The sequence below is a fragment of the Allorhodopirellula solitaria genome, assembly GCF_007859855.1.
Lineage (GTDB): Bacteria > Planctomycetota > Planctomycetia > Pirellulales > Pirellulaceae > Rhodopirellula > Rhodopirellula solitaria.
The window spans coordinates 272,578-284,817 of record NZ_SJPK01000005.1 but is presented as its reverse complement, the minus strand read 5'-3'; the positions used below and the strand labels follow the sequence as shown (position 1 = coordinate 284,817).

At 58.7% G+C, this 12,240-nt stretch carries 11 protein-coding genes; 2 read left to right on the top strand and 9 right to left on the bottom strand.

The features are described from left to right. On the bottom strand, positions 1-1,500 hold the full coding sequence (locus CA85_RS12385) for a hypothetical protein (protein WP_146391642.1): 1,500 nt from the start codon (positions 1,498-1,500) through the stop codon (positions 1-3). A 131-nt stretch (positions 1,501-1,631) separates the two neighbouring features. Further along, positions 1,632-2,300, bottom strand: coding sequence for a DUF502 domain-containing protein (locus tag CA85_RS12380; RefSeq protein WP_146391641.1), 669 nt, complete (start codon positions 2,298-2,300; stop codon positions 1,632-1,634). Between the two features lie 454 nt (positions 2,301-2,754). On the opposite strand from CA85_RS12380, the gene CA85_RS12375 reads away from it, so the two are divergent. Next, a complete protein-coding gene (locus tag CA85_RS12375; RefSeq protein ID WP_146391640.1) occupies positions 2,755-3,690 on the top strand; it encodes a phosphatase PAP2 family protein in 936 nt (311 codons plus the stop codon). Then, complete coding sequence (locus tag CA85_RS12370) at positions 3,690-6,602, top strand: mechanosensitive ion channel domain-containing protein (RefSeq protein WP_146391639.1); 2,913 nt, start codon at positions 3,690-3,692, stop codon at positions 6,600-6,602. The genes CA85_RS12375 and CA85_RS12370 overlap by 1 nt, the downstream gene beginning before the upstream one ends. A gap of 486 nt (positions 6,603-7,088) precedes the next feature. Here the strand turns inward: CA85_RS12370 and CA85_RS12365 are convergent, their stop codons facing one another. The 7 genes from CA85_RS12365 to CA85_RS12335 all read right to left on the bottom strand — a co-directional run bounded on the left by CA85_RS12365 (position 7,089) and on the right by CA85_RS12335 (position 12,235). Further along, positions 7,089-7,625, bottom strand: coding sequence for a hypothetical protein (locus CA85_RS12365; RefSeq protein WP_146391638.1), 537 nt, complete (start codon positions 7,623-7,625; stop codon positions 7,089-7,091). Beyond that, positions 7,618-8,172: a response regulator gene (locus tag CA85_RS12360; protein ID WP_146391637.1), complete on the bottom strand. Its 555-nt coding sequence runs from the start codon at positions 8,170-8,172 to the stop codon at positions 7,618-7,620. Before CA85_RS12360 ends, CA85_RS12365 begins: the two co-directional genes overlap by 8 nt. Before the next feature lie 117 nt (positions 8,173-8,289). Then, a complete protein-coding gene (locus tag CA85_RS12355; protein WP_146391636.1) occupies positions 8,290-9,528 on the bottom strand; it encodes a sensor histidine kinase in 1,239 nt (412 codons plus the stop codon). 11 nt (positions 9,529-9,539) lie between these two features. Then, positions 9,540-10,250, bottom strand: coding sequence for a hypothetical protein (locus tag CA85_RS12350; RefSeq protein ID WP_246112737.1), 711 nt, complete (start codon positions 10,248-10,250; stop codon positions 9,540-9,542). Positions 10,251-10,294: 44 nt separating this feature from the next. After that, positions 10,295-11,185, bottom strand: a complete 891-nt coding sequence (locus CA85_RS12345) for an RAD55 family ATPase (RefSeq protein WP_146391635.1) — start codon at positions 11,183-11,185, stop codon at positions 10,295-10,297. Between the two features lie 8 nt (positions 11,186-11,193). Continuing rightward, positions 11,194-11,793 carry a peroxiredoxin gene (locus tag CA85_RS12340; RefSeq protein ID WP_146391634.1) on the bottom strand — a complete coding sequence of 200 codons (600 nt, stop codon included), beginning with the start codon at positions 11,791-11,793 and terminating at the stop codon, positions 11,194-11,196. 124 nt (positions 11,794-11,917) lie between these two features. Beyond that, entirely contained in the window at positions 11,918-12,235 is a 318-nt protein-coding gene (locus CA85_RS12335) for a Dabb family protein (protein ID WP_146391633.1), read from the bottom strand. Positions 12,236-12,240: the final 5 nt, after the last annotated feature.

Here is a 12,240-nt window from a genome sequence, read left to right as displayed (position 1 = left end):
TCAGGCTGCTTCCATTTTGGTGGGAGGACTGGGCGCTTGCGAGCGGGAGTAAGGCTTGACCACCTTCAACGCGATGCGGTCTTGTAGGTTGGGACGGAAAATGGTCAGTAATAGCAGTGGCAGGAACCACCCCATGTACATGCCGCCTCCGTAGCCATGCCAGAATTGAGCGGCAATCATCAATCCTGCCGAGCAACTGATCAGGATCCCGAGATTCTTTTGAGCGGGCCAAATGGCAAAAAAGAAACTGAGGATCACATAGGCGACGATGACTGGCAATCTCCAGACGGGATTCCAACCCAGTTCCCAGATTCCTCGTGGGTCTTGAGTTGGAAAGAACAATCCAAACATCTGCCGCAAATGCTCAAAGAACGGGTCGGTTCCGCCCAGAACCAGCAGGGCCATCAACAGGCAGAGCATCGACAAGACGCCAATCCCGAAGCGCCGGGCACCACGCTGCCAGTAGAAACTGAACCAGAGCGGCAGCAGGAACATGGGGTAGTAAACCAACCCCACGGCGGCACCGACGAACAACCCCGAAAAGAAAGGTTTGCGATACAGAAGGATCGCCCATAGCAACAACGCAGCGGGCACGAAGTGGTCGACACGGCCGGTCATCTGAGCGGTGTAGGGCATCAAGAGGTACAGCGTGGCACAGCCTGCACCGGAGCGAAGGTTCCCAAAGTGACGGTTTCCGATCAACAGAATCCCAATCAGAATCGCCGTCTGACTGATGATGGCGATGATTTTTGCAATCGCAGCGACACGTTGCTGGGCGGGTGAGAGTTCATCGAGAGTGGGCGGCTCTGCGCCCGCAAGGGCCTCGCTCACCGGGCGCACCGGGATCGTCGGTAGCATGTTCATCAGCGCATAGCCCGGCCCCAATTCAGGTCCCTGCTCACGCTGGATCTCGGGCGTGCTGGCAACAACATTTGCCATCATGAAAATAAACAACGAGATGCCGAGAAAGTTCAAGCCTCCCGTGGTGAGGTTGGGATCCAAGAGGGGACGCCGGACCATCAGGGGGTCGAGCAACATCCGAATCAACAACGCCATCTCGATCACAAAGAGCCAGATAAATCCACCCCGCCGCAAGGCGACGGCGGAGTCGTACGCCTCGGTCCGGGGTGCCTCTTCGATCGCCTCGGCGAGAGTGGTGCCGCTGTCGTTGCCATCGTTCTCCCAGACCAGCGTTTGGGTGGACGCGGCAGCGAGCTGGCCGGCCGCGGCCCCGGTTTCGATCGCGGGCGCATCGGGCCGCGAACTGGCGTGCTGCTCGACGATGGCTTGGACATGTTCTCGGTCCAAGCGGGTCTGCCGGCGATAGCCCTCGTTGACCATCAACAGGCCCGGAGCGAGCAGGATCAACAATGCGATGTCGAGGTTGCGAATGCTCCAAAATCGCCGAAACACGAAGAACAGCCCAATCGTCAGGAACGACGACATGTAGACCCACGTCGTGGGGTCGGGACGGCGGTAGTAGACGAGAAATTCGCTCATCGCAGTTCAGTCCGACCGGCACGACCCAATGCAGCGCCAGTCCGGTGGAGAAATCGCCCAGCGGAGAGAGTGGTGAATTGCACTAGGATAAACGTAGCTGGCGGCTGACGATATCCCCAGCGACCACCCGCCTACTCGTACACCGACTCGCCCCGCAAAATCTTCTGCGAATCCTGGCCGAGCTTCTCAAAGGCACCGAGCACATCAGGAAACGGCGTCTCGATCGGGCTGACCCGATCCGGGGAAACATTGATGACCGTGCCGGTCCACGGATCCGGCGATCCCGGTAGGAACACAGTCACCAGTTCGTCGTGCATGTTCTGTCGCTCTCCCTCGATGGCATCGACAGTCTCTCGCTCGGTGCGTTCGACTTCGAATCCCAGGCGGGTATAGCCTTCGAGCTGCACGCAGACTGGATGGAGCTGGTTTTTGGCGATCTCGCCACCAATATTGCCACTGAGCTGCTCTTTAAAGATCGCGTAACGAGGGAACATCATCAGCAGGTATTTTTCCACCGTCGATGTGAATCGCCGTGCGATCGAGCGACCGGCCATCATGCCCGCCATGAAACACAACAGCACGATCACCAACACCACAATGGCAACGATCAAGGCGTATCCGGCCGGCCCGTCGATCCCCAACCAATCGTGCAGTATGGGCTGGACCTGCACCACCACGGCATAGATCACTTGCCCGACCTTGCCGAGCAACACGCCCAAGACGACTAGGGGCAAGAGAAAGAAAATGCCCCCGATGGCCGTTGCACGCAGAAACGAAAAGTGACGGTTGACGTGATTCATGGCATTCGTCCACGGAGGGCATGGTAGCCGGACCGTCCAGCTGGTCCGAGCTGAGAGCATTTTAGCCAACGGGCCTAAGTTCGTCTGGGGAAGTCTTTCCGCATATCTCAATGAGCCGATGGGCGTTAGCCCCGGTTTGCTACCGCCCAACGCGAAGCGTTGAAGGAACCGGGGCTAGCGCCCACCGGCTAATAAGCCAGAACAACTCCCCCGACGTGCTTAATTGGACGGGCGGCGCCGTCGCTCGACGATTGGGGGCTGCCGACGGGCGGAGCCGTCGGTCGACATTAGTCAATCGGTCGTTGGGGGAGGGATTGATCACCCAGAGTCGTTTTTTTCGCTCTGATCTATCGGCCGCTGGCCGTGATTGGGTAGGCATCAGAAACGACTTTCTGCGTCCAGGTTCCCAATTAACACGCTCGATCAAAAGGACATTCCCTTGGATCGCTCTCAAATGCATGATTCTCAATCGGAAACCGTTGGCGCGGTGCCTGCCAGTCCTCGTCTGGACGGACCGCAACGAACGACCTGGGCGAGTCGCCCCGGGATCAATCCCGCAACGACGGAGGCGACGACGGTCTACCGGCCGATCACACTGGTCTACATGGCCGCGATCATGGGCATGATGGTTCCCGTCCTGACCCTGGTGGACGCGAGCGTGGCCGCGTTTTTTAACTCCTCACCGCTACCGCGTGACCTGGATTCGGCGCTCGAATTATCGCTGATTTTCTCCCACGGTACCGGTGTCTTTCTGGTGCTGATGACGATCATGTTGCTGGCTCCTCGGATGCGATGGCAGGTGCCCCGATTGGCCACCCTTGCCTTGGGAGGGGGGGCTGTGGCCACGATCACGAAGTGGTTTATTCTCCGCCCACGTCCGAACAGCCTGGATTTGGCATACTTCGGCAGCGATTCAGCTTGGCTCTGGGCGTTTGACTGGGACCTCAGCGAAATCGCGGCATTCGATGCCAGCACGCGGGCGTTCCCCAGTGCCAACGTGGTCACCGCCACCGCGCTGACGATCGGATTGTGGATCATGTTGCCACGCGGCCGCGTGCTCTTTGCAACGATCTGGGTCGGCGTATTGCTCGAACGGCTCCATACCGGGGCTCACTTTCTCAGCGACGCCTGCGGTGGAATTGCCATCGGGTTGCTGTGGTCGTTTGTCTGCTATCACCCCAAACTGATGGGCACACTGTTTGACCGGATGGCCCCCGAACCACGCCGCCGGAGAAGACCTCGCCCCCCAGTCTCAGCGGAACCTGAGCGGCTCGAGGCTGCGATTGCGCTGGCCGCCAGCCCGAATTCCGAAACCAGCTCCGGTGCCGAGCCGCAGTCACCCGGGGAGCCTCTCGTAGACCAAACACATTTTGACGAACGGGCTGCTTGATGAATCGGAATCCAGGTCTGCCATCGGCCCGTTGGACGTTGCGAAATGTTCTGCTGATCACTGCCGTGATCGTGGCGCAGTCAGCTCATCAAACCTGCATCGCACAACAGCCGCGGTTTTTCTCCTACCAGGATGGCGGGGCGCGATTTGAGCCACCACGCCGAGAGCCGCGTCCAGCCGAGCCACGCTACGCGTTGCTGCCCTCGAAGGCACAGTGGGGCCACACACCTGCCTATCAGAACACGGGCTGGGACGACCAGCAGAGCCGCTTGCGGTCGGCCCAGCAGTCGGCGGAGCGATTTCGTGAAATCGCGAACGCTCATGTCGGCCCCGTCGCCGAGGTCGCTGAGGAAAATGCCCAATTTGTTCAGCAGTGGATCGACCTGGCCCAGCGACATGCCGACCTGGCGGAACGACTCGACGAAGCAACCGCGAAATTTCAGTCCACGTCGCACGACCTCGAAGACATCACAGCCAAGGTCGAACGATACGGTTTGACGCCCACGATCGGGCTGCTCCTGCGCAGCAAACAGGATCAAATCGACCAGTGGCAGGTCCGCGACTCGTCCAACTCCATCGCCAGCAGCGATTTGACCGAGTCGCGAGCATTGCAGTTGGCGATTGAATTGGTGGAACTCGATGGCAGTGACCCCATCCAACAGAGCAAACGGCTGCTGGCGCTCGCGGATTCGGAGACGCAGCCAGCTCAGAATTTTGCCAATCAGGCCCAGCTTCAGAGCCTGCTGCGTGAGCGACACCAATGGCTCACAGCCCTCCGGCAGGGCCATGAAAGCTACCAACAGAAAATCGGCGAACTCGATGCCGCCAACGCGGCATCGACACAACTGACCGATGACTACCGCACATTAGTCGATCGTCACATCACCTGGATACGCAGCGGCGATCCGCTTTCGGTCAGCGACCTGAAGCAGCTTCGCAGCGGCTTGGCGGCCTTGTTTGACTCGGGACGCACCGGAGAGTTCGGTTTCAGCCTGCAGCGTAAATGGTCGACCGAACCGAGCGCCGGGATCGGACTGATGATTTGGATCTTTGCCATCTTGATCGTCCGCTGGCGCACGAAGACTTGGCTGATCGGCATCGGCGACCGTAAGCGATTGCGGCATGCGACAGCCGACACACGTACGCTCGCCGCCAGTGCGTTGACGGTCATGGTGGCATTGACGCTGCCGGCTGTGCTGTACGCGATCGCCCGTTGGCTCGGTAGCGGCTATGTCTCGGAATCCACTCTCAATGCATCGAGCGGATTCTATGCCGCCAGCCTGGTGGCGTTGATGGTCGAGATGCCGCGTCAATTGCTACGCAATTCCGGGTTCGTCGACAAGCATGTGGCTGTCGAGCTACCCCGCCGCGAGCGGGCTTCGAACTATCTCAAACTGATCGGATTCGCGCTGGTATTGTCGGCTTATCTGATCACGCTGACGGCTCAAATAGACCATGGGATCTGGCGTGGCTCGGTTGCCCGTGTCGGCTTCCTCCTCACGATGCTATTGGTGGCTTGGACGCTTCATCTGGCGCTGCGACCGACCGGCGGCGTGCTGGAACCCTTGATCGCCAAGTTTGGCGGCCGCGTGATCTATCATGCCCGTATACTGATCTACGTCGTCGCGATCGGGTTCCCACTGCTGATGGCCGCCCTGACGGCACTCGGATATGGATTCACGGCAGTAGCGATTATCCAGCGCGCTATCATCACGCTTGTCGGTTTCTTGATCGCAGCGACCTTGTGGCCGGCGGTGAAGATACTGGCCGCCCGCAGCTGGGCGATGCTCACCGGAACCACACCGACGCCTGTCGTTGCCGACCCTTACAGCGATCAAGCCGCTTCATCGGATGCTCCAGCCTCGGGCGTCCTGGCAGAGCATTTTCTTGAACTCAAGCATCAACTCGCATTCCTTTGTCAGTGTGCATTGCTGTTCGCAATGATCGCGAGTGTGGCTTGGCTCTGGATTGATATCTTTCCGAGCATGCAGATGGGCAACCCAGTTGTCTGGAACATCCACGACACGGTGACGCAATCGACGACCAACGAGGCCGGTCAAACGGTCATCACTTCGGCAGTGGAAACGACCCCCATCACGATGCTGCACCTCGTCTTCGCGGCCGTGACACTCTTCGTCGCCTTTCAGCTGGCTAAGCTCCTACCGGCATTGTTCGATGCGTTGGTATTGCAGCGGGTGTCCTTTGACGAAGGCATGGAGCACTTCTCGCTAGTGCTGGGGCGGTTTCTACTCTTTGCGGTAGGCTGCTTCATCGCATGCAAAGCGATTGGCATTCGCTGGCAAACGATCCAGTGGCTGGCGGTCGGCCTCACCATTGGTCTGGGGTTTGGGCTGCAGGACATGGTCCGCAATCTGTTTGGCGGTTTGATCGTGCTGTTTGAGAAACCCGCTCACCTGGGCGATTTCATCTCGGTGGGCAACTTTCGCGGGCGGATCGCCGCTCAGCGTCTACGGACAACGGTCCTGTCCGACGATGAAGGCCGGGAGGTGATCATTCCCAACCAGAAGTTTGTTGGGGAACAGGTCGTCAATTGGCGTGGGGCGGGGAGGCTGAGGGTGATCCCGATCGAGGTCGCCGTCAGTCGCGAAGAACGCCCCGCCGACGTTTGCCGGTTGCTCACCGAACTGGCGATCGAACAGGACGATGTGCTGTTAACCCCGTCACCACAAGCCACCTTGGTCTGTGTAGGAAAACGCTCGCAGCGAATCGAACTGAGAGTCTGGATCGAGGACGGCCACGACGCGGAGATCTATCGTGATACGTTACTAAGGCTGGTTCGTCGCTATCTCGCCGAAAGAAATTGGCTCGACAAAACCCAGCCGACTCAGCCGCGATTGCGGACGGCACTCGATGAAATGGAGCTCGAAAAACCACGCCGCCGAGTAGCATGATTTGCAGGTCGATTCGAGGTTGGCCTGGGTAAGCATCGCGTGATCAATCAGTGGCGAATTTTGCGAGATCTTTTCTGTGGTGGACGAGGCAATGAGCTGTAGATCTCCCACAAGTTTTCCTACGCCGAAGGCGTTGAAGAAAATAGCCGGTGGTTTGAGCGTAAGCGAACACCACCGGATAGGTCGCCAAACGCAAGAGCCAACCCCGAATGGGGTTGAAGATCATTCACGACGGGATCTGCGACCCACTTCGGGGTCGACGTTCCACGGCCAACGAACCACCGTAGGTGGTGCTACGGCTATTGTCGATAATCCCTGACGGGATACTTCTGGGTATCCAACAGCTCGTTGCTTCGTCCAATACGACACTTATTACTCCCGCGTTTTTAAGCAGGCGTCAGAATCCCCAGGCGTTGCGTGGGGCTGTCATCGGACTGCCCCGTTGGGACGTCGCCGAAACTTAGGAATCCCTATCTGCCGGCCGTTTTACTCGATCGATTTCGGTGGGCTCGCGATCAGCTCCCAGCAGTCGGGTTGGCTGAGCAGTTCGACCATCTCCGCCCAGCCCGCCCATAGCGAAGCGGCGACCGTTTCGGGTAGCTCGCCAGCGACGGTTTCGAGGGAATCGAGTGATTCGGTGACGGAATCCTCTCGGAACTCACCCTGATGCAGTAGGTAGGTGACCGGTGGATTGATCATCCAATCGACAAAATGTGCTGCAAGCCGGGCCGTCGTGTCGGGCTGCGCATCAGGATAGTGGCCATCGGCGATCAGCAAGAAATGACTCACTTTCATCTGTTTCGGATAGAGTCGATCGCAGCCCCGCTGGAGAACTCCTGCAAAGCGATGCCGCAAGAACGAAAGCTGGGCATCGGGTTCCAGGTCGCGATATTCGTCGAGGTTACCATCCTCCGAACGCAGCAGTGGAATCACTTGGGCACCGCTCCCGATCGCGGCCACGTGCCAGCGAAGGGAGGCAGTATCGATCATTACGACCAATAAAGCTGGCTGACGTTCAGGCATCCGATCCTCTCAGGCATTGCAGGTAACCACGAAGTTGATCTGTCCGTGACTTGAACTTTTCGATCGACGCGGCGTCTCGATCGGCTGGATCATCGCTGCTAGCGAGCTGCACCGCATCGGTTAGATAGGCATCGAGTTGGTCGAGCAGTTCGGACTCCGCGATCGACTCATTGTACTTCTGAGCCGCGTCTCGCAACATTTCGATCAAGTTATCGGGGTCCCAGGGCTTGCTGATGTAGCGATACAGCTCGCCGCTATTGATCGCATCGACGACGGCGCGCGTGTCTGCGTATCCGGTGAAGATGATCCGCACCGCATCGGGGTGCTCCGCTCGCACTTTCCCCATCAGTTCGGTGCCGGTCATGCTCGGCATCCGCTGATCGGTCATGATTACATGCACGTCCTGCTCGGCCATGACCTCCATCGCCTCGGCACCGCTCTGGGCGGTGAAGACTTGGAAATCTCGTCGCAGCAACCCCTTGAGAGAAAAAAGCACATCTGGCTCGTCGTCAACAATCAGGACGCTAGACTTCGTCGTGGTGGGCATCTTGCAGACTCGGGTGGGGGCAGCTGGTTAGATGGATCGCAATCGTCGCCGGGGAGTGTCATCCGCGTTCTGGTGAAGGCAGCTTTCATTAGTCGGTCCACGTTCTGGCAAACGCCGCTATGCGGGTGACTCACTTTTGCTCGAACGCGCCGACGCCAGCGGCAAATCGATCGTGACTGTCGTGCCACAGTTTAGTTGACTCTCTAAGCTCATGGTACCGCCGTGGTCGCGGACAATACCATAGCTGACCGACATCCCCAGCCCCGTGCCCGTACCGACGGGCTTGGTCGTGAAAAACGGCTCAAAAACTCGCCCCAGGGTTTCGCTGTCCATCCCGCTACCGGAATCTTCCACCTCGATCCGGGCGGCCTCGGGTAGCGGGCTCAAGCGGATCTTCAGTGATGCCCCCTCGGGACTCGCCTGGATCGCATTGAGCAGCACGTTGTAGAGGACGTGGTTGATCTTATCACCACGTCCCAAGAATGTGGGAACCGGCTGCAGATCCGTATCGATGTGGATCTGTTTCTCATCGATTTCGTGTCGCAGCACCTCGACCGTGGTGGTGATCGCACGGCCTAGGTCCACGTCATCCTGAGTCGCTTGGTCCAAGCGAGCAAAGTCACGTAGGTTGTTGACGATGTCGCGGACGCGGGACAAACCATCGTTCGATGAACGCAGCAGTTCGGGCAGATGATCGCGCAGCCAAGAGAAGTCACAATCGCTCTCGATCTGAGCCAACTCGTCCATCAGCCCCGGAGGTGCCTCGCGGATGTATTGCCGCGTCTCTTCGTACTTGTCCACCAACGCGACGATTTCACCGAGGTCGCGGCGCAGCACGGCGAGATTGTTGGTGACAAACGCAATCGGATTGTTGATCTCATGTGCCATGCCCGCTGCGAGTTGCCCCAGGCTGGCGAGCTTTTCACTTTCGACCAATGCCGCTTGCGTCTCCCGCAACTGTCGATTCTGCTCGACCAGTTCGCGTTCCAAGCGAATGATGCGTTCGCCCTCGCGGATCCGCACCCGCAGCTCCTCGCGGTCATACGGCTTGACTAGAAAATCGTCTGCGCCCGCTTCCATTGCGGTGATCAAGTCCTCCTTCTCTGTTTTCGCCGTCAGCAGGATGACGTAGCAATATCCTGGTCGCTGGGAGGCGCGGATGCGACGGGTCAGCTCCAGCCCGTCGACGTGGGGCATCATCCAGTCCGAGAGCACGATCGAAAATGTTTCCGACTGAAACCGTTGCCAAGCTTCCTCGCCGTCGACACATTCGACCACGTCATAGTCCCACTGCCTCAGGTAGCCAACGAGAAGTCGGCGCATGACCTTGCTGTCTTCGGCGACGAGGACTCTCACGGGGCTCGCCCTCATGCGGTCAGGGGAAGAGGAGTTTGGCAGAGCTGGGAGCAGTAATCCGCGAGTTCATCCGCTGAGACGCCATCCTCACTGCGGTCCATGATGATCCAAGGGCGTGTTTTGCGAATCACCCCCTTCTCCAAGAAGTCGCCGAAGATCCGTAGGTCCAACCGGGTTCGACTGCAACGATCCTTGGTAAAGGGGGCGTCGTTGGGGCCCAGCAAGACGATGACTTGGCCAGTGTCCGGTGCGCTGACAGCACAGATCGAAACCTGGGCAGCCAAAGCGTCGGCGACCTCAGCGACGCGCCGGTCCGATTCCCCGCGGGCCGTCAATTCCAATGAGGGCGCGGAATCGAGCAGCGAGGTTTGGATCGAGAAGGTCGGCTCCCAGACGATCCGGGTTTCGCTCGCCTGGACGACCCGAACGGACAAGCGGAGTGAGTACTGCCCGGTCGCCTGTGGGAAATGAATCTTCCAGGCATCGCCGCACACGTACTGCTCGCCCGCAGTGGGCAAGGCATCGTCACCGACGTTGGCGATATTCAATTGCAACGCACCCGCTTGATCGCCGAGGGTGATTCCCGCTCTGCCACCGGTGGCGCAGCAGGTCCACTCGCCCGCGTCGGCGGCATGGCTACCGCGTTGATCGCCCTCGATCGACCACTGACCGATATTCTTTCCAGGCTGCTCGGCATTACCGCTGTTTTGAATCTGCCACATGGTGGGGGTTCTTCGAAATAAGGGGAGGGACCCGGGGAGGTCCGCTAATCCGTCAATAATCGCAGGCCCGATTCTTCGATGACGAAGGGCATAATCGATTCATCACAGGCACTGCCGCGATGTTTGGCGATGTACAAGGCCCGGCTCATCTTGTTTCCGTCGCGAACCTTCCCCATCAGGATAATCGTATTGGCGTTCGATAGCACGTCGCCACTTTGAATCGGTCGTGAAATGAGGTCATCGAGCATCACCTCGTGGCTCGTCGCCATCAAGAGGCTACCGAGCTGATCCCGATCATAGGCGGACTGAGCCACACGATCGGCGTTTTCCCGGTAGTGCACACGGAAGAGGTCGCGGGCCAACCAATCGCACTCTTTGCGAATGATTTGCCCGTAGACATACTCGACCAATTCAAACTGGATCGATTCAGCGGCCCGGTCGACCGGTTCAACGCCATCGATGACAACGCGGCGGACACCATGGACGAAATTGCCATAGAAAAAGGCGATCGCTTTGTCCAATCGTTTGGCTTGCTCGTACTTCCATTCACGCCAGGCATCGGGACCCATGTCATCCGCCGTGACGCGGCGACCGACATCGTGGAACAGATGCATGCAGTCACGCCGCACGCGGTCGCGATCCCAGACCGCTTCCGGACTCCATTGCTGGCGGATGTCGGCCTGGGTCAATTCCCAGCCAAAGAGACGCTGGGCGTAGTCGGCGTGACTCTGGGAATCACCTCGAGCGGTGAGGTCGAACAAGATCCCTCGTTCGCCCTCCTCCGCGAGGCCCTGATTGGCGAAGCTAATCCCAAGCTGCGTCTTGCCGATACCGGTTGCGCCCAGCACCACGGTCAGTGTACCGGGCAACAGACCGCCACCCAACATATCGTCGAGCGCGGGGATGCCTGTCTGCAGTCGCTGCTTGGTCGCCATCGCCATCCCTAGCCTGCCGAATATTCAGCGTCGAAGAATTCCTTGCTGCCTTCGACGTCCGCTTTGATCGTCCGCGATCCTTCCTGCCAGTTCGCTGGGCAGACCTCGCCGTTGGTTTCGAAGAACTGCAATGCCTTGACCATCCGCAGCGCTTCGTCGACGCTGCGGCCGAGCGGCAGGTCGTTGACGACTTGGTGCCGCACGACGCCTTCCTTGTCGATCAAGAACAATCCACGCAGCGCCACGCCGTTGTCCAACAGCACGTCGTAATCGCGCGAGATTTGCTTGCTGAAGTCAGCAACCAATGGGTACGCCGTCTTGCCGATCCCACCCTGATTGCGTTCCGTGTTCGTCCATGCCAAGTGCGAGAAGTGGCTGTCGGTGGAAACGCCGATGATGTTCACGCCGAGCGCTTCAAACTCTTTGGCGCGGTCGCTAAAGGCGATGATTTCTGTTGGGCAAACGAACGTGAAGTCCAAAGGCCAAAAGAACATCAGAACGTACTTTCCCTGGTAGTCGCTCAAGGAAAAATCGTCCTTGAACTGCCCATCGGGCATGACGGCAGTCGCGGTGAAATCAGGGGCTTGTTGGGTAACCAAAACGCTCATGAGAGTCTCTCTGTGGGAAGGGAAAGTAGGGGATCTCCGCTAGCGGAGGGGCGCGAGCGGACGATTGGTATCGTCAAATTCCGTGTCGCGAATGATCAAAACGATCGCTCTCGCGAACGAATGCCTAGGCGTCGTCTCGCAGGTTGCTATCGAAAACTTGGACGACGTCCCAGTTTGGTTTCTGTTGCTCGAAGAACTCGAGGTGCCGCGGGGCGACTTGATAAGCGTCATGGGCGGCTTGATCGACAAACACGACATGCAAGGCAACGTCGTAATCCGCATTGACGGGACGGTCATAACGGGGCTCACGCACTCCCACGCTGAAATCCAGGGTGCCATCGTGACCCGTCAGGTATTTCTGGCAAGCGTTGACGAGCGATTCTACCGATGCGTCATCGCGATTTTTGAGCTTAAAGAATACTTGGTGTGCCAGTCGTGACATGGTGA